This is a genomic window from Nonomuraea sp. NPDC004702 (genome assembly GCF_053601695.1).
The window spans coordinates 1-18177 of sequence record NZ_JBSGCE010000109.1; the positions used below are offsets into that span (position 1 = coordinate 1).

Sequence of the window (18177 nt, forward strand, 5' to 3'; positions counted from 1 at the left end):
GATTCGCCAGACCCCCTCGACCCCGGCCCGTGACGATTGCTCAGCTCGTGGACGCATACCGGAAAGTTTCTTGGGAAAAGTGTGTGAGTTTGGGCCACTTCTTGGCCGTAGTGGGCAGTGGGGCACCTGAGGCGTCGATTCGTTAGAGCTCGGTGCCGGTGACGAAGGGTGCAATTGCCAACATGGCCCATGCGAGTGAGGATGTCCGGCAGCCGTTGGTGTTGCTCGTGGAGGACGATCCGCAGGATGCGCTGATCGTCCAGGAGCTGCTGGAGGACAGCGGCCTTGCCGTCCGGCTGGAGTGGGCGCGTTCGGTGGACGAGGCCCGCAGGGCGCTGGCCCGGCTGCGCCCTCAGTGCGTGCTGCTCGACCTCGGCCTGCCCGACGCCTACGAGTTCTCCGCCCTGTCGTCGGTGCTGGAGGAGGCCGGGGACGCCGCGGTCGTCGTGCTGACCGGCCTGGCCGAGGAGAGCGCGGGCCTGGCCGCGGTGACCGCCGGAGCCCAGGACTACCTGGTCAAGGGCCGGGTCGAGGCCGAATGGCTGGGCCGCACGTTGCGCTACGCCATGCAGCGCAAGCAGGCCGAGCAGGCGGCCGTGGCGCTGCACACCGCACGCATGCGCGCCAAGGAGAACGCCCGCCTGGAGCGCGGCCTGCTGCCGACGCCGCTGCTGCAGGAGATGCCCCTGGAGGTCGCCTCTCGCTACCGGGCCAGCCGCGGCTCGGCCACGCTCGGCGGCGACTTCTTCGACGTCGTCGAGACCGACGACAAGGTCGTGCACGCGGTGATCGGCGACGTCTGCGGCCACGGGCCCGACGAGGCGGCGCTCGGCGTCTGCCTGCGCATCGCCTGGCGGGCGCTGGTGCTCAACGGCATGACCGGCGTCCCGCTGCTGCGCCAGCTCGAACGCATTCTGCGGGCCGAACGGGCCGGCTCCGAGATCTTCGTCACGATGTCCACGGTGGTCCTGGAGCCCGACCGGCACACGATGCGCGTCTGGCGCGCCGGACACCCCGGCCTGCTGGTGCACACGGCCGACTCCGTGCTCCTCGCCGACCCGCGGCAGGGGCCCGCGCTCGGCCTGCCCATCGAGGCCGACTGGGAGGAGGACCTCCTGGAGCTGCCCGAGGGCGGCGGCGTGACGCTCTACACCGACGGCCTCTTCGAGCGCCGGCTGCCGGGCGACACGCCGCGGTGGCTGGGCGAGGAGGGCCTGCTGGAGCTGTCCTCCCGGTGGACGGGCCTGGGCAGCGAGGAACTGCTCGACGCGATCCTCGCCGACGTCGAGGCGGCCTCCGTCCACGACGCGGCGGCCGACGACGTCGCCGTCGTGCACCTGCGCTGGAAAGACGAATCGTGAGCGAACAGGCGTCCGTGCTGGAGAGGCAGGCCGTGCAGAAGGTTTCCCGTACGCGTGGTGGCGGGCAGGGCTGGCAGCGGCTGACCGTCCACGGCTGGTTCGTGCTGATGATCGCGGCCGTGTCGGTCCTGGTGGTCACCTGCGTCGTGGTCGCCACCGTGATGCTCGACCGCACCGCGCGGCTGTCGGACCAGGTCATCCTGCGCATCTCGCCGGCCAGGATCGAGGCCGCCCAGTTGCGCAGCACCCTGATCGACCAGGAGACCGGCGTGCGCGGTTTCCTGCTGACCGGCAACGAGGACTTCCTCCAGCCGTACACGGCGGGCGTGGCGGCCGAGCGGCACAGCCGCGAGCGCATCGCCGCGCTCATCGGCGACCGTCCGGAGCTGGTCAGTGAGCTGAACGCGGTCAGGGACGCGGCGGCCACCTGGCGGCGCGACTACGCCGAGCCGCTCACCGCCGACAAGCGGGCCGACGGGGTCATCTCCGCCGCCCGCATCGAGAGCGGCAAGCACGCCTTCGACCAGATCAGGGCGCTGCTCGACCGGCAGGACGACCGGCTGGCCAAGGCCCGGCAGCGCGCCCAGGAGGAGCTGCGACAGGTCGAGCAGATCCGCAACCTGGCCTTCGTCATCATGCTGATCCTGTTCCTGGTGGCCGGCGTCGCGATGGCGGTGCTGCTGCGGCGGGCGATCGGGCGTCCGCTCGACGAGCTGCGCGAGGCCGCCCGCGACATCGCCGCCGGCGACTTCGACCGGGCGATCCCGGTCACCGGGCCGGCCGACATCCGCGAGGTCGCACAGGACGTGGAGTCGATGCGGACGAAGATCGTCTTCGCCCTCGAAGAGTTCCGCAAGCAGCACGTCGTGCTGCGCGAGCAGGCGGCCGGCCTCGACGCCCAGGCCGAGGAGCTGCGGCGGTCGAACGCCGAGCTGGAGCAGTTCGCCTACGTCGCCTCCCACGACCTCCAGGAGCCGCTGCGCAAGATCGCCACGTTCTGCCAGCTCCTCCAGAAGCGCTACGGCGACGTGCTCGACGAGCGCGGCCTCCAGTACATCCACTTCGCCGTGGACGGCGCCACCCGCATGCAGGTCCTGATCAACGACCTGCTCACCTTCTCCCGCGTCGGCCGCCTGTACGACGACCGCAAGCCGGTCGACCTGACGGAGTCGCTCGACAAGGCGCTGGTGGACCTGTCGGCGGTGATCGAGGAGACCGGCGCCGAGATCGAGCGGCCCGACCCGCTGCCCAACGTGATCGGCGACCCCACCATGCTCGGCATGCTCTGGCAGAACCTCGTCGGCAACGCGCTGAAGTTCCGCGCCCCCGACCGCGCCCCTCGCATCCGGATCACCTGCGAGCAGCGGGAGAACGAGTGGCTGTTCTCGGTCACCGACAACGGCATCGGCGTGGAGGCCGAGTTCGCCGATAAGATCTTCATCATCTTCCAGCGCCTGCACAGCCGGGAGGCCTACAGCGGCACCGGCATCGGCCTGGCGATGTGCAAGAAGATCGTGGAGAACCACGGCGGTACGATCTGGCTCGACACCGGCCACACCGAGGGAGCCCGGATCAGCTTCACCCTGCCCGCCGTCACCGACGAAGGAGCAACCGCATGACCGTCCAGCCCATCGAAGTGCTCCTGGTCGAGGACGATCCCGGTGACGAGCTCATCACCCGCGAGGCGTTCGAGGACAACAAGATCCGCAACAACCTCCACGTCGTGCGCGACGGCCTGGAGGCGCTCGACTTCATCTACCAGCGCGGGGCGCACGTGGGCGCGCCGCGGCCCGACCTCGTCCTGCTCGACCTCAACCTGCCCAAGTACGACGGGCGGCAGGTGCTGGAGAAGATCAAGGGCGATCCGGAGCTGCGGGCGATCCCGGTCGTCGTCCTGACCACCTCCTCGGCCGAGGAGGACATCCTGCGCAGCTACAAGCTGTTCGCCAACGCGTACGTGACCAAGCCCGTCGACCTTGAGCAGTTCATGGCCGTCATCCGGCAGATCGACGAGTTCTTCGTCACCGTGGTGCGGCTGCCGGGCCGTACCCGGCTGCCCGACGGCCAGGGGCTGGCCTAGCCGCCCTGGTCGTCCGGCCCGGTCTCGGCGGCGGGCGGGGCCGGCCGGCGCAGCGCGCGCCACGCCGACCGGGCCGCGGCGCGCAGCAGCCGCCCGGCGCTCGCCAGGAGCAGCGGCACCAGCAGCAGCCCGACGAAGATCGGCGCGGCCATGTACCGGAAGTCCTGGGCCGAGATGTTGGCCAGCACGGCCAGCTGCTGCCCGGCCACGACCGCCGCCACCCCGGCCACGTAGCGGTTGCGCAGGGCCAGCGCCCCCAGCGCCACCGCCGCGTACGACAGGTAGGCCCACGAGGCCCCCCGCCACAGCACCCAGTCCCACTGCGGGAGCAGCGCCCCCGTCAGCCACGGCTCGGCCACCTGGTTCAGCTCGGCCGACAACGGCCGGAGCGAGAACACCCCCCGGCCGGCGAAGTCCGGCACCTTGCCGGGCCCCACGTAGGTGTCGGCGGTGGGCCGCCGCGAGAACCGGTACGTCATCCCGCCGACCACGTACGGGTCCTGCATCGGGCTCCACGCGATCGCCCCCCGGCACAGGCGGGTGCCGACGATCATCCCGGGGTCGCTGGTCAGCAACCGCTCCCACAGGCCGAGCAGCTCGCCCGCGTGCGCGTCGGCGGCCGGCCAGCTGAAGTCGCGACGCCAGATCAGCAGGTTGACCGTGGCGCAGGTGCCGCCCTCCCACCATCTGCTGAGCGGCGCGACCGAGGTCATCAGCGCCTTGTCCTGCTCGGTGAACAGCTCCGGCCGCTCCCTGAACGCCACCGCCACGTCGGCGTAGGCCGTGTGGTAGACGTACGTGCTGGACGGCGGCGTGATGCCGAACCGGGGGAACAGCAGGTTCGTGAGCAGCAGCGGCACGGCGGCCGCCACCGTGCCGACGAGCGCGAGCCGGACCCGCCGCGTGGCGACGACCACCAGCAGGACGACGACGGCGATGCCCACCACCAGGAAGCCGTTCGCGCGGAACAGCCCGAGCAGCGTCATGAGCACGCCGAGCCCGGCCAGGGAGACCCGCCGGCGCGCGGCCATGCGCGCGCAGACCCCCGCGATCATGATCGCGCAGATCGTGAACGGCACGTCCTTCCACAACGTGACCGTGAACGCCCCCACCGTCGGCGTCACCGGCGCCAGCACCGCCACCAGCGTCGTGGCCCACCGCGGCGCCCCCAGCGCGCAGAGCGACCGCGCCAGGTACGTCAGCGCCCCCGCCATCGCCGTGGTCTGCGCGAACGTGACCGCCCCGAGGTCACCCGTCCTGGTGAAGCTCAGCCACAACAACGCGTCGTAGGCCACCGAGTGATCGCTCACCCACGGGCCGACGATGGTATGGCTGAGATAGAGCACCGAGTCGCGGCTGAACAGCCCGGGGTAGAAGGCCGCCCACCAGCAGGCGAGCACCGCCTGAATGATCAGGAAGGTGACGAGGGCGACCCACGGCCTGGGACGTGCGGCGGCGGGGCTGACGCTCTCCATGGTTCCAGCACTCAGGAGGGAGACGTGCTCAGAAGTAGCTCAGTCCGGAGTCGGGCCCCTTGCCGCGCAGCAGCGTCGGGACGGTGACGAGGGTGTAGCCCTGCTTCTTGAGCTCCTTGAGGATCTCGGGCATCGCCTTGACGGTCTGCGGGACCGTGTCGTGCATGAGGATGACGCCGTCGCGCTTGGCCAGCTTGAGCACGGTCGCCTTGATCTTCTTGGCGTCGCGCAGCTTCCAGTCGAGGGTGGTGCCCGTCCACAGGATCTCGGCGAGGTCCTGCTGGTCGGCCATGCGCAGCACGCGTTCGTCGGTGTGCCCGTAGGGCGGGCGGTACATCGTCGGCCGCCGGCCCGTGGCGTCCTGGATGAGGGCCTGGGTGGTGCGCAGCTCCTCGATGATGTCGTCGTCGCGCAGCGTCGGCAGCGAGGGGTGGGAGTAGGTGTGGTCGCCGATCGCGTGCCCCTCCGCGGCCTGCTGCCTGGCCAGCGCCGGACGCCGCTCGACCTGCTTGCCGACGAGGAAGAAGGTGGCCTTGGCCCCCTCCTTCTTGAGCGCCTTGAGCAGCGTCGCCGTGTGCTCGCCGGGGCCGTCGTCGAAGGTCAGCGCCAGGCACTTGAGCCGGGCGCAGTCGATCTTCGGGGTGGCGGCCGCGGGCGTGGCGGTCAGGGCCAGGGTGGCCGCGAGGAGGGCGTGAATCACCACACGCGACAGCCTAGAACCATCCGGGCCCGTCCGCGTCACCGGACATCGACTTGAGACCTGACCCCGGCCTGTGGTGCGGAACCCGTCACCTGCCCAGCCTGGCCCGCAGGAACAGCGTCACGCCCTTCAGCGACCTGACCGGCAGGTAGCGCTCGGCGCGCACCACCATCGACAGGCCCGCGTTGACCACCGCGGGCGTCCGCTGCAGGTCGCTGCCCCTCGACCGCCGCCGGTGCCGGGCCACCAGCGGACGCAGCAGCACGTTCCAGCTCCACAGCCGGTCCACCCTCAGCCCGGCCTTCTCCACCACGACGGTCAGCGTGTCGCGGCCGTAGCGGCGTACGTGGCCCACGGCGTCGTCGTGCGCCGACCACAGCGCCATGTCGCACGGGACGGCGATCAGCGCGTGCCCGCCGGGCGCCAGCACCCGGGCGATCTCCTCGGTGACGAGATGGTCCTCGTGGATGTGTTCGAGCACGTCGAACGCGGTCACCAGGTCCATGCTCGACGACTCGAACGGCAGTGCCCGCGCGTCGGCGTGCACGGCCTTGAGCCCGCGTTCCCTGGCGACCTCGACCGCCGTCTCGCAGTAGTCCGTCGCGGTGGCGTCCCAGCCCGCCTCGACCAGCACCCGGGTGTTCCCGCCGCCCGCCGCGCCGACGTCGAGCGCCCGGCCGGGACGGCCCAGCTCGCGCAGCTCCCTGCGCAGGATCGCCCGGCGCTCGCGGTACCACCAGTGGGTGTCCTCAAGGTCGAGCAGCCGGCGGATCTCAGTGGTTTCCATGTGGTTGGTTCCTTGTGCGGGAGAAGACCCAGCGGTCCAGGGCGGTGAAGCGGATCAGGGTGAGCAGTCCGTACGTGGCGACCACCGCGCTCATCTCCATCAGCCGCCCGGCCCCCGGCGACACGCTGCGCAGGCCGAGCACGGCGGAGGTGGTCAGGAGGTAGTTCGCCAGGAAGAGCAGCGCCGCCCGGAAGTGCATCGCGGTACGCCGTCCGCCCAGCCGGTTGAACGTCCAGCGCCGGTTCGCCTCGGTGTTGACGAATCCGCTGAGCACCAGCGCGCCCAGGTTGGCCGGCGCGGGCGCCCAGACGCCGCGCAACGGCAGGTAGATGAGCGCGTACAGCAGGACGGAGAACACGCCGATCGCGGCGAACGAGGCGAACTTCGCCAGCGTCACCGCCCTCGGCCGGGCGACCACCGCGTCGGGATGCGTGGGCCTGAGCTCCGAACGCGCCACCTCGACGTCGGCCCGGCCCATGGACATCGACCAGGCGACCCTGGCCAGGCCCTTCAGGTCGTCGATCGCCGTCCGGACCACGCGGACGCGCGAGTCGGTGTCCTCGATCCAGTCGACCGGCACCTCGTGCACGCGCAGGCCGTTGTGCTCGGCCAGCAGCAGCAGCTCGGTGTCGAAGAACCAGGCGTCGTCCTCGATCTTGTCCATGAGCGGCCGGACCACGTCGGTCCTGGCCGCCTTGAACCCGCACTGGGCGTCGCTGAACCTGACCCCGAACCCGTACCTGAGCAGCGCGTTGTAGCTGCGCGAGACCACCTCGCGGCGGATCGAGCGCAGGGTGCGGGCGCTGTGCGCCAGCCGGGTGCCGATGGCGATCTCGGAATGCCCGCTCGCCACCGCCGCGACCAGCGGGAACAGCGCGCCGAGGTCGGTGGACAGATCGACGTCCATGTACGCGACGATGTCGGCCGGGCTCTCCCGCCAGGCCGCCTTGAGCGCGGCGCCGCGGCCCCGGATGTCGAGCCGGCGGGCGTGCACCCGGTCGTGCTCGGCGGCCAGCCGGGTGGCGATGGGCCAGGTGTCGTCGGTGCTGCCGTTGTCCACGACCGTGATGCGCCACGGCAGCGGGAACCTGTCCTCCAGGAACGCGGCCAGCGTGCGCACGCAGCCCGGCAGCGCCCGTTCCTCGTTGAGCACCGGGATGACGATGTCGACGGTCGCCAGGCCGGCCGAGGTGTCCAGGACGTTGGGGCTCGGGTCCATGGCGGCACGCGTGTCCATAGAATTCCCTGATCGCTTGCGGCGGTAGGTTCACGGAAATGGTGCTGGGGGCGTCCAGCGGGGCGCGTGCCGTTTCTGCTCACCATTCCATGAACGGGGACAAGCTTTACCTGGTCGTGAGCTCGTACACGGAGACGTCGGCGTTGCGGAAGCGCAGTTCGGCGTATTTCTCCAACGCCGGATCATTGCTGGTGAACAGCCATTTGACGCCGTATTTCCACCGGAGCCTGCGGACGTTCGCGGCCGACGGCTCGCCGAAGGCCGCGTCGTTGTCCGCCAGCCTGGCCTGGTCGGCGAACGGCACCTGGAGGTAGGGGGTCACGAACATCTCGGCGCGCGACAGCGTGCTCTCGGCGTACGCCCAGCCCTCGACCAGCACCCGCCGCTCGGTGAACCCCGACACCCAGAAGTGCCTGCTGTCGCACGTACGGCGGGGCGCCGGGTTGCGGCAGTGGAGGTCGGTGGCCACCACGTCACCGGGCGCGGAATGGTCGCGCAGCCACCGTCCGGCCTCCAGCGCCCCGGCCGGGATCAGCCGCTCGCGCTCCCACGGCTCCGGCGCGACGTGCACGACCACCTCCCGCAGCGAGGTCGGCACCGCGTACCCCGCCAGCAGCGCCACCACCGCCAGCGAGAACCCCCTGCGCCGGAACGCCAGCACCACCACGGCCACCCCTGCGAGCACCAGGTACGGAACCAGCACCCGCACCAGCACCGTACCCGGCGGCACCAGCCGCGCGGCCGCGACGGCCACCGCCGCCCCCGCCCCGGCCAGGAGGGCGACCACCGCCCACGGCACCCGCCGCCGCTCCACGGCCGCCACCACGCCGCACACCGCGGCCACCGACAGGTACGGCCGCACCCCCTCCAGGAAGTAGAGCTGCGCGTCGGACGGATGGCCGAGCACCATGATCGCGCCGATGCCCGCCAGCCCGACGCCCACCGGCAGCAGCACCCCAGGATCCAGCAGCCGGGCCTTCAGCGCCACCACGCCGCCCCACACGCAGAGCAGGCAGAACAGGTGCACACCGGCGAACACCAGCACCGGCCCCCACGGCTCGGCGGCCAGCGCGGGCGGCTGCACGTCCGCCACCACCCCCCACAACGTGCGCATCGTGGCGAACGGCGCCACCACCGTGCCCTGCGCCCCCCGCCCGAACACCACGAACTGCGCGATCAGCAGGCAGCCGGACGTGATCGCCGCCGGCACCAGCCACTCCCGCCGCAGCCGCCGGTCCACCGGAAACCGCACGACCAGCACGAACACCAGCCCGGCCAGCAGCAACGGCAGGAACGTCGCCTTCGCCCCGGTCAGCGCCAGCAGCAGCACGGCCACCGCCGCCCACCCCCGCGGCCGCATGGCGGTGAGCACCAGCATCACGGGCGCGAACAACAACGCGCCGAACGTCTGCGTCGGGCTGGCCCACGCGGTGAACATCGACCGCGAGGTGAACACCACGCCCTCCTGCAGCACCGGCGCGAACAGGAAGTACGTGACGCCGACCGCCGCGAGCCCCGCCCCCCACCGCCCGCCGAGCCGCCGCCCGAGCACCGCCACGAGCACGACCATCGCGAACGTCATCGGCAACGTGGACAGCCGGTAGACCAGCGTCACCGGCTCGATCCCGGTGACCCAGCTCGTGGCCGCCATCTCGGCGTAGACGAACCAGTGGTAGGACAGCCGCTCGCCCAGCACCGACGGCAGCGTGGGCGGCACGTGGTTCCTGACCTCGCCGAGCAGGGCCAGGTGGTAGGGCATGTCGACGTACGCGTCGGTGATCGGCACGCGGTAGAGCGACCGGGCGCAGAAGGCCAGCAGGTAACCGGCGACCCCCGCCAGCGACCAGGCGCACCACCAGGGCATACATTCGCGTTCGGCCCGGCCCCGCCAGTGGCGCCGCAACCGCGGCACCGCGAGGAACGCCGCGACGGCGGTGACCGGCCAGCCCAGGACGAGCAGCGGCAGGCCGGCCGCGCGGGCGGGGATGTAGACCAGGACCTCGACCGCGTACCCGAGGGCCAGCCCGGCGGCCACGTCCTCGGCGAACGACCGGCCGCCGCCGGTGAGTGCCCGCCACAGCAACGTCCCCGGCAGCGCCACCCCGAGCAGGACGTACGCGCCGAAGGCCGCCAGATCGCCTGCCGGAACGCCGCACCAGAGCAACACCCAGGCCGCCCCGCCCAGCACCGTCCCGGCCGGCAGCCACCCCGCGAGCAGCCGCCGCGCCCATCCCGGCGCCCGCCGTTCCCTGACCGCGGCCTCCGCCACCACAGCCGTCATCCCCAAGCCACCCCCTCATGCCCCCGAGCCCCGGCCAGGGATCGCGGGTCGTGTCCAGCCCGCATCGGCGCGACGACCACGAAGGAGAGCGCCAGGCGCCGGGGGCCGCCCGTCCCGGATGACGGGCCGGCCGCCACGGGGGGATCACCGCCCGGCGGCGCGATGGCCTGCGGAGGAACGGTCGTCATCGGTGCTCCGGCCCCGAGCGCGGCCGGTTCGTCCGATGAGGGCTCATCTGACCACGGTCACCAGTCGCGTGAACTCGCCCGGCAGGTCGACGCCGTCCCACACCCGGTGGAAGCTCAACGCGCTGCCCACCGGCACCATGCGATCGACCCCGCGCCCGGCGAGCTCCCGGGCCAGCTCCTCCAGCTCGCCCAGCGAGAAGCCGAAGTGGGTCAACGTCTGGTCCTTGCGCTCGACCATCGGGATCAGCTCCGCCAGGGTCCGCACCCGCGCGTGCGCGAACGTGCCCGCGCCCAGCCACCGCCGCGGCATGGCGGCCGCCGCCGCCAGCGTCACGTTGGCCAGCGCGTTGCCCCGGAACTCGATCAGATCGACCAGCCCGTCGGCGGCCAGCCCGTAGACCGAGACCCGCTTCTCCACCGCCATCGCGGCGTCGACGTCCCAGCCGCGCCCGGCCAGCACCCGCGACACCTGCTCGGTGAAGTCGGCCCGCGTCGCCTCGCAGTCGTCGTCGGCCCCCACCCAGAACACGGTGCGGGGGGAGGAGCAGGCGGCCTGGTCGAACCAGTAGCTGTCGTTGACGAACCCCTCGGCCGCCGCCACCCTGGCCGCGCGCGGCGCGCACAGCCAGGCCGCCGCGTTCACCACCGCGAAGGACGAGCGGTCGGGGAAGGTCAGGTCGCGGGCGTGCGGCGCGAGCGGGTGGCGGCGCACCTCGCGTACGGTGTCGTCGCCGCCCCAGATCACCCGCAGGTCGCAGGCCGCCGACAGGGCGGCGGTGACCGCCTCGGCACGCCGGTCGTAGGAGACGATGCGCTGCGTGGCCGTCACCACCGGATCGGCGTCGGCCAGCGCCTCCCGGAGCGTGTCGAGGACGACCGCGGCGACCGCCCCGGCCCGCGGTGACAGGCGGACCACGTTGCGGTTGCCCATCAGGGCCGACAGGGCCCAGGAGTAGACGAAGACCGTGTCGACGTTGGCCGGCGGGAGGTGGAAGACCAGGCCGCGCGGCACGCGTACGTGCGGGGTGCGCAGCTCTTCGAGGGTGCGGGCCAGCTCGCTGGGCCGCAGGAAGAACCCCAGCGAGCCCAGCTCGGGATGGCGGCGGGCCAGCGCTGGCCGCAGCAGCCGCTTGCCGAACGCCGCCAGGAACGCGCGCATCCGCTCGTCGCCCACCTCAAGGGGCTCGCCCTGCCGCACCTGCGCGACCAGCTCCTCGACCGGGACGGGCGAGCCGCCGGGCGGAAAACGCACCTCGACCCCGCCCGCGTCGCCCACTCGCGGGATCCGGGTGGTGATCGATCGATCGGTCATCAGCCGCCCTGCCCGAACGTGTCGCTGCAGCCGCGCGCCTCGGCCCGCGGCAACCTGCCCAGCACGGTGAACCGCTTGCCCGGCCAGTGGCCGTCGTCGACGCCGTGCACCATGCCGAGGTCTTCGGTCAGCAGCGCGTGGCCGGGATAGGAGGTGGGCAGGGTGCTGACCACCTCGATCAGCCCCGGTTCGCCGGGCGGGACCTCCCGCCAGGTGCCGGGGTCGCGGATGACGACGTCGGCGAAGTCGGGGCAGTAGAGCCCGTCGCCGTCGGGGCCCTCCAGGAAGACCGTGCCGATCTGCTCGACCATGCCGTAGAAGTTGTGGACCCTGGTCAGCCCGCACTCGGACGCCAGCCGCCGGCGGAAGGCGTCGTTGTCGACCGCCTGCTCGGCCAGCCGCTTCCAGCCGCCCGAATGGATCAGCACGCCCTGGGACAGATCGGCCCCCAGGCCGAGCAGGTAGAGCCAGACCATGAACGTGAACCCGAAGACCAGGAACGGCTCGCCGCCGTGGCGGGCCAGGAACGCCTCGACGGCCGCCGCGTCGACCTCGCCCTGCTCGTCGAGGACGAAGGTGTGGTCTCTGCCGAAGTTCATCATCCCGAGCACCCCGGCCCCCCGGGCGCTCAGGGCCGGGCCGCGGACGACCGAGCGGCCGTCGACGATCAGCATCGGCAGCCGCCGCTCGCCCAGCACCGCCCGCAGGGTCGCGGCCAGCATGCGCGGCTGCGCGGCGGCCGCCTCCCGGTCGAGGTAGACCCGGCTCGGCCGCTGCCCGGTGGTGCCGCTGGAGGTCAGGACCCGGAACACCGCCTCGGACGGGACGCTGCGCAGCTCGTGGGTCTTGAACAGCCGTACCGGCAGCCACGGCAGGTCGGCCACCCGCTCGTAGGGCGGACGGGCGCCGATCGCGTCGAGGATCCGCCGGTAGGGCGGGCACGCCCGCCGGTGCCGCTCGGTCAGCGCCGCCAGCTCCCCGGCCAGCACCTCCTCCCGCGCGGCCGCGTCGAGCGTGAACACGCTCACCGCCCGGCCTCCGCGGCCGACTCCAGCGCCCGATAGTCGATCTTGCCGGTGGGCAGCAGCGGCAGCCGTTCGACGGCGCGCACGTCGAAGCCGCTCCAGTGGAGCCGCAGCTCGGCGCCCAGCCGGCGGGCCAGGTTGCGGCACCCGGCCGCGTCGAGCCCTTCGGCCCACACCGTGACCCGGTCGTCGCCGCTGGTCGCCGCGACCGGCACGGTGTCGCGCAGCAGCTGCTCGACGTCGTCGAGGTTGACCCGGACGCCGAAGATCTTGGCGATGCGCCTGAGCCGGCCGGTGACGTAGAGGAAGCCCTCGTCGTCGAGCCGGCCGAGGTCGCCGGTGCGCAGCACCCCGCCCAGGTCGTCGGGCCTGGCCAGGTCGGCGGCGGTCTCGGCGTAGCCCATCATCACGTTGGGCCCCTGGTAGACGACCTCGCCGCCGTCGATCGTCAGCCGCCCGCCGGGGACGGCCTGCCCGGCCGAGCCCGGCTTGTCGGCGAGCCGGTCGGGCGGCAGGACGGCGATGCGGGCCGTGGCCTCCGTCTGCCCGTACATGACGAAGAAGCGGTCGGCCTGGGCGGCGAACAGGGACACCAGCTCGGGGCTGAGCCGGCCGCCGGCCTGGGTGAGCGTGCGGATCGTGGGATGCTCGGCGCGGTCGAAGCGGAGCCTGCGCAGCATCTCGTACTGGTAGGGGACGGCCGCGAGCGAGGTGCACTTGTGCTCGTCGAGGTGTGTCCAGAAGGACCGTTCGAGCAGCCCCGCCTCGGTCAGGACGACCGTCGCCCCCGCGTGCAGATGGCTGTTGAGCACCGACAGGCCGTAGCTGTAGTGCAGCGGCAGGCTGGTGGGCGCGATCTCGCCGGGCATGATAGACAACGCCGAGGCGATGGCGGCGGCGTTGGCCGCGACCGCCTCCCGGGACAGCCGCACCAGCTTGGGGTTGCCCGTCGAGCCCGAGGTGGCCAGCAGCACGGCCAGGTCGGGATGCGGGTCGGGGGCCTGGCCGCGGGCGCCCGGCGGCCCGTCGGGCGCGTGGGTGAACCCCACCAGCGCCGCGGGCCGGAACCGGCCCACCAGGTCGGCCAGGGCCGCGGCCGACAGGTCGGGGTCGAGCAGCGCGATCGGCCTGCCGGTCTGCCAGGCGGCGAGATAGCGCAGCACGGACGCCAGGTTGTTGCGCATGCCGCAGAACAGCGGCCCCGGCCGCAGCCGGGACAGGGCCTCGGCCACGCGGGCGACGCGCCGGGCCAGCTCGTCGCCGGCCAGCCCCTCCTGCTCGCCGGCGACGACGAGCCCGGCCTGCCGGGATGGGAACATCACGGCACCAGCCCGCCGTCGACCCCGAGCACCTGGCCGGTGATGTACGACGCGGCGGGCGAGAGCAGGAACGCCACCGCCTGGGCGACGTCGTCGGGCCGGCCGATGCGCCGCAGCGGGGTCGCCGAGATCGCCGTCTCGCGGTCGTCGGGCCGCAGCGTCTTCAGCATGTCGGTCTCGACGTAGCCGGGGGCCACGGCGTTGACCCTGATGCCCGCCGGGCCCATCTCCCTGGCCGCGGCCAGGGTGAGGCCGATGACGGACGCCTTGGTCGCGGAGTAGGCCGCCTGGTTGGCGCCGCCCGCCCGGCCCATGAGCGAGGAGATCAGCACGACGGCGGGCCCCTGCCCGCGCAGCAGCAGCCGGAACGCCAGTTGCAGCGTGTGGGCCGGGGCCAGGGCGTTGGTGCGGTAGAGCTCGTCGAGGGTCTCGGCGCGGGTCATGGCCAGCGGGCCGGAGGCGTAGACGCCGGCGTTGACCACCAGGGCGTCGAGCCGCTCGTGGCGCCGGCCGATCTCGCGCATGTGGCCGGCGACCACGGCCCGGTCGGCGACGTCGCCGTGGACGGACCACGTGCGGCCGCCGGTCGCCGCGGCCACCTCGGCGGCGGCCTTCTCGGCGCGCTCGGCGTCGCGGCCGTGCAGCACGACGGTGTGGCCGGTGGCGGCCAGGGTGGTGGCGATGGCGCGGCCGATGCCCCTCGTCGACCCCGTGACCAGGGCGACGCGGGCCTCAGACCGCGGCTGCGCCGATTCCATGCTTCTCCAGCAGCTCGCCCGCCTTGGCGAACGAGCTCATGTCGATCATGTCGTCGGTGTCGATCATGATGGAGAACTCGTCCTCCATCGCCGCGATCAACGCCATGTGGGCCAGGGAGTCCCACTGGGGGATGCCGCGGTATTCGAGACCGTCGACGTGTGCGTCGGCCGGCAGGTTGAGCGCCGTGCGGAAGACGGCCCGCAGGCGGTCGAGATGACTCATGATGTCTCACTCTCTGTCCTCAAGCCACGACGCAGTGTAGCGGGGATTGCGGTGGCAGGAGAAACCAAACCCCCGACGTGAGTAATGGAAGCGTATAACGGCGCGTGGCCGTCGTTCGGGGCTGGGAATGTCCCAAGGGGCGCGCCAACCGCTACAGGGGGAATGATGGACGAATCCAATCACTGGTACGGGCACTCGCGCATTCTGGGCAGGTACTGCGAGCTGCCGGACGAGACGCCGAAGCGAATTCAGGGCTTCCTTCAACACGGATGGAACTATCTCCACGGATTTCCCCCGAACGACCATTGGTGCAGCCCCGGATATCCCCGTTTCATCTGGTCTGACGTGCTTCGTCGCCGGGGCTGGTCGATGGGCAGACGCGGCCACTACCTCATCGGCGCGCCCTGGATCTACCTGCTTCACCTGGAGCCTGAGCTCGGCGTGGTCTCCGAACGCAAGGGCACGATCTGGTATCCCTTTCATGGCTGGGAGAAGTCGTCCGTGACCGGGGATCATGCCCTCCTCGCCGACGAAATCCGAAATGTCGAGACCGAACCGGTAACTGTCTGTCTTTACTGGCTGGAATATGCAAATCCGGACATTCGGCGGGCGTACGAATCGAGGGGATTCAAGGTCATCTGTCACGGCGAGCGCGGTTCCCGGTGGGAGAGCAAGGGGCGCGACTTCCTACGCCGGCAGCTGATCCAGTTGCGGCGCCACCGCAGGGTGGCTTCCAACCGGCTCGGCAGCGCGCTGTTCTACGGCGCCTCCGTCGGCTGCGAGGTCGCCGTCTACGGAGACCCGATGCAGTACGAGGACGAGCGCCCCGAGTATGGCGGCACGGCGCGCCGCATGCGGCTCTGGCCCGAGCTGCACGGCACGCACGTCGATCCCGAGCTGGCCGCCGAGGTGGCGCGGCAGGAGCTGGGATTCGAACATCAGGCGACACCGGAGGAGCTACGGCGAATGTTCGGATGGAAGCGGGTGCCCGGGGGAGCGCCGGCAGGAGGAGGCGCGGCGGGAGCCGGGCGTCCGGGGCCCTGGGTGAGGGCGACCGCCTCCGGGCGGCCGGGTGCGCTCCACGGGGTGACGTCATGAGCGAGCGCGTGAGCGAGGCGCCCGCGAACGTGCGCCTGATCGGCGGCGAGATGCTGCTGTGGTCGGACCTGTCCAACGTGGCCGGCGTCACCGACTGGCGCGGCGCGGCCCTGGAGCTGGTCAGCCGCGTGATCCCGGCGACCGGCCGGGTGCTGCTGGTCGGGCCGCACCCGCAGGTGCTGGTCGACGACGTGGTGGACCGGGCCGGCGAGACGGCCGTGCTGCTGCGCTCCTACCCCGACGCCTGCGCACTCGGCGAACGCCACCCGCGGCTCGCCGTCCACTGCGGGCGGCTCGACCTGTTCGACGCGGACGAGCCGTACGAGCTGGTGCTGGCGCTCGACGGGCTGCTGCGCACGCACTCGGCCGAGGCGCCGGCGGCGGCGTGGATCGAGTCGCTGCACGCGCTGTCGGCCCTCGTCGCGCCCGGCGGGCGGCTGGTGCTGGGCGTGCGCAACGACCTGGGCGTCGACCGGTTCATCGAGGCCAGGCCCGCCGACCGGGAGGGCGGCGACGACCAGTGGGCCCCGCACGGGTTCGACCCGAGCCACCCGAGCGGGCCCGGCGCGCTCGACGGCGCCCTTGAGGGGGCGGGGCTGAGCGTCGAGCGCTGCTACGCGGCCTATCCGGGGCGGCAGGCCCCCCGGGCGTTGCTGGCGCGCGAGGCGCTCGCCTTCGACCTGCCGGAGGCGATCACGTTCCCGCTGAGCGCCAAGGGCGGCGACCGCCTGCTGGTGGCCGACCCGCTGCGGCTGACCCGGCTGGTGTTCCGCCACCGGCTGGGGGAGGAGCTGGCCCCGCTGTGGCTCGCCGTGGCCACCCGGCCGCCGTCGCCCCCGCACACGCCAGGCGCGGAGGAGGCGGAGGGCGCGGTCGAGCTGCCGCTCGGCCTGATCGAGGAGGGGGCCGTCGTCCACGAGCTGACCAGGGGCGGCATGCGGCGGTTGCCCGACGGCGCCGAGCGTCCGGTCCCGGCCGGCCGGGTGGTCGAGGAGATCCTGGTCGAGGCGTGCGCCCGCGAGGACACCAGGGCCGTGCGCGAGCTGCTGTCGGCGCTGGCCGACTGGCTGGAGACCGACGGCGGCCCGTGCGTGACCGCCGACGGCCTGGTCCACGACGGCGAGCGGTTCGCCGCCATCGTCCAGACCGCCGCGCCGGCCGTGCCGCCCGAGCCGCGCGTGGTGCTGTGCAGGGTCCTGTGGCGGTTCGCCGTACGGCTGCTCGCGGCGGGCCACCACCACCCGTGGCCGTGGCCGCTGGAGGCCGACCAGCTCACGCTGACCCTGTGCGGCATGGCCGGACGTCCCTGCGACCAGGGCGACCTCGACCTGGCCCGCAAGTTCGACGCCGAGCTGGGCCATCCGGCCGAGCACGCCGACCCGCCCACCTACCGTGACCTGCTCGGCGCCCGCGACCGCCTGGCCGACCAGCTCACCGCCGCCCTGGCCAGGATCTCCCGGCTGGAGACCAAGCTCTCCTACCGCGAGCGCGAGCTGGTGCGGGCCAGGTCCAAGCTGAGAAGGACCCAGCGCAAGACCGCCGCCTACCGGCGCACGCTCGGGTACCGCCTCTCCCGCCGTCTGGCCCGCCCGCGCAAGGTCGCCCGCCGGGTCTTCCGACTGCTGTCCGGCTGACGAGCCGACGACAACGCTGAGGAGTGCATGTGCCGGTTCTTTCGGTGATCGTCCCGTTCCACAACGTCGAGAAGTACATCGGCCCCTGCCTGGACTCCATCTCCGGCCAGACGATGTCCGACCTGGAGGTCATCTGCGTCGACGACGGCAGCCGCGACGACGGGTGCGCCGAGGTCGAGTCCAGGCAGGCGGCCGATCCCCGGATCCGTCTCATCAGGCAGCCCAACCAGGGCGTCGGAAAGGCCCGCAACGTCGGCCTGACCCAGGCCACCGGCCGCTACCTGGCCTTCGTCGACGGCGACGACACCGTGCCGCGGGAGGCGTTCAAGCGGCTGGTGACCTCGCTGGAGTCCACGGGCTCCGACCTGGCCTGCGGGAACGTCATGCGGCTCTACCGCAACCTGCTCATCCCCTCCTGGGCCCATCGGGAGGCGTTCGCCACGCCGATGCGGCGTACCCACATCACCCGCCACCCGCTGCTGATCCGCGACCGCATGTTGTGGAACAAGGTCTACCGCCGGTCCTTCTGGGACCGGCTGGGCCTGAGCTTCCCCGAGCGCATGTACGAGGACCAGCCCGTCGCCATGGCCGCTCACGTGGGCGCCCGGTCGGTGGACGTGCTGTCCAAGGTCGTCTACCACTGGCGGCAGCGCGACGAGCCCGGCTCCTCGATCACCCAGCGCCGCCTGGAGCCGGGCA

The 18177-nt window shown here is 72.4% G+C and carries 16 protein-coding genes; 6 read left to right on the forward strand and 10 right to left on the reverse strand.

Annotated features, from left to right (window positions below):
• Positions 1-182 precede the first annotated feature (182 nt).
• The 3 genes from ACWEJ6_RS50785 to ACWEJ6_RS50795 are packed head-to-tail and all read left to right on the forward strand — an operon-like array spanning position 183 to position 3441.
• A complete protein-coding gene (locus tag ACWEJ6_RS50785; protein ID WP_358282222.1) occupies positions 183-1361 on the forward strand; it encodes a PP2C family protein-serine/threonine phosphatase in 1179 nt (392 codons plus the stop codon).
• Positions 1358-2980: a sensor histidine kinase gene (locus tag ACWEJ6_RS50790; protein WP_452432742.1), complete on the forward strand. Its 1623-nt coding sequence runs from the start codon at positions 1358-1360 to the stop codon at positions 2978-2980. The genes ACWEJ6_RS50785 and ACWEJ6_RS50790 overlap by 4 nt, the downstream gene beginning before the upstream one ends.
• Entirely contained in the window at positions 2977-3441 is a 465-nt protein-coding gene (locus ACWEJ6_RS50795) for a response regulator (protein ID WP_352318742.1), read from the forward strand. The genes ACWEJ6_RS50790 and ACWEJ6_RS50795 overlap by 4 nt, the downstream gene beginning before the upstream one ends.
• Here ACWEJ6_RS50795 and ACWEJ6_RS50800 read toward each other — a convergent pair.
• The 10 genes from ACWEJ6_RS50800 to ACWEJ6_RS50845 form a co-directional block, all read right to left on the reverse strand.
• Complete coding sequence (locus tag ACWEJ6_RS50800) at positions 3438-4916, reverse strand: hypothetical protein (RefSeq protein ID WP_452432744.1); 1479 nt, start codon at positions 4914-4916, stop codon at positions 3438-3440. The genes ACWEJ6_RS50795 and ACWEJ6_RS50800 overlap by 4 nt on opposite strands.
• A gap of 28 nt (positions 4917-4944) precedes the next feature.
• Complete coding sequence (locus tag ACWEJ6_RS50805; RefSeq protein ID WP_452432745.1) at positions 4945-5619, reverse strand: polysaccharide deacetylase family protein; 675 nt, start codon at positions 5617-5619, stop codon at positions 4945-4947.
• Between the two features lie 85 nt (positions 5620-5704).
• On the reverse strand, positions 5705-6403 hold the full coding sequence (locus ACWEJ6_RS50810) for a class I SAM-dependent methyltransferase (protein WP_364338183.1): 699 nt from the start codon (positions 6401-6403) through the stop codon (positions 5705-5707).
• A complete protein-coding gene (locus ACWEJ6_RS50815) occupies positions 6390-7640 on the reverse strand; it encodes a glycosyltransferase (protein ID WP_452432746.1) in 1251 nt (416 codons plus the stop codon). Before ACWEJ6_RS50815 ends, ACWEJ6_RS50810 begins: the two co-directional genes overlap by 14 nt.
• A 106-nt stretch (positions 7641-7746) precedes the next feature.
• On the reverse strand, positions 7747-9921 hold the full coding sequence (locus ACWEJ6_RS50820) for a hypothetical protein (protein WP_452432748.1): 2175 nt from the start codon (positions 9919-9921) through the stop codon (positions 7747-7749).
• A gap of 231 nt (positions 9922-10152) precedes the next feature.
• Positions 10153-11421, reverse strand: a complete 1269-nt coding sequence (locus ACWEJ6_RS50825; protein ID WP_452432750.1) for an acyl-CoA reductase — start codon at positions 11419-11421, stop codon at positions 10153-10155.
• The gene (locus ACWEJ6_RS50830) at positions 11421-12449 is read right to left on the reverse strand and encodes a LuxE/PaaK family acyltransferase (protein ID WP_452432752.1); all 1029 of its coding nucleotides are present in this window, start codon (positions 12447-12449) and stop codon (positions 11421-11423) included. Before ACWEJ6_RS50830 ends, ACWEJ6_RS50825 begins: the two co-directional genes overlap by 1 nt.
• Complete coding sequence (locus ACWEJ6_RS50835) at positions 12446-13765, reverse strand: AMP-binding protein (protein ID WP_397165145.1); 1320 nt, start codon at positions 13763-13765, stop codon at positions 12446-12448. The genes ACWEJ6_RS50830 and ACWEJ6_RS50835 overlap by 4 nt, the downstream gene beginning before the upstream one ends.
• Positions 13765-14523, reverse strand: a complete 759-nt coding sequence (locus tag ACWEJ6_RS50840) for an SDR family NAD(P)-dependent oxidoreductase (RefSeq protein WP_452432753.1) — start codon at positions 14521-14523, stop codon at positions 13765-13767. The genes ACWEJ6_RS50835 and ACWEJ6_RS50840 overlap by 1 nt, the downstream gene beginning before the upstream one ends.
• Positions 14498-14746 carry an acyl carrier protein gene (locus tag ACWEJ6_RS50845; protein ID WP_352362763.1) on the reverse strand — a complete coding sequence of 83 codons (249 nt, stop codon included), beginning with the start codon at positions 14744-14746 and terminating at the stop codon, positions 14498-14500. The genes ACWEJ6_RS50840 and ACWEJ6_RS50845 overlap by 26 nt, the downstream gene beginning before the upstream one ends.
• A gap of 162 nt (positions 14747-14908) precedes the next feature.
• Between ACWEJ6_RS50845 and ACWEJ6_RS50850 the strand changes: the two genes are divergently transcribed.
• The 3 genes from ACWEJ6_RS50850 to ACWEJ6_RS50860 all read left to right on the forward strand — a co-directional run.
• Positions 14909-15844 (forward strand): hypothetical protein, encoded by a 936-nt coding sequence (locus ACWEJ6_RS50850; RefSeq protein ID WP_452432755.1) that lies wholly within the window; start codon positions 14909-14911, stop codon positions 15842-15844.
• Positions 15841-17478 carry a hypothetical protein gene (locus ACWEJ6_RS50855; protein ID WP_452432756.1) on the forward strand — a complete coding sequence of 546 codons (1638 nt, stop codon included), beginning with the start codon at positions 15841-15843 and terminating at the stop codon, positions 17476-17478. Before ACWEJ6_RS50850 ends, ACWEJ6_RS50855 begins: the two co-directional genes overlap by 4 nt.
• 29 nt (positions 17479-17507) lie before the next feature.
• Positions 17508-18177, forward strand: a 670-nt coding sequence (locus tag ACWEJ6_RS50860; RefSeq protein WP_452432758.1) for a glycosyltransferase family 2 protein, incomplete at its 3' end; no start/stop codon positions are given.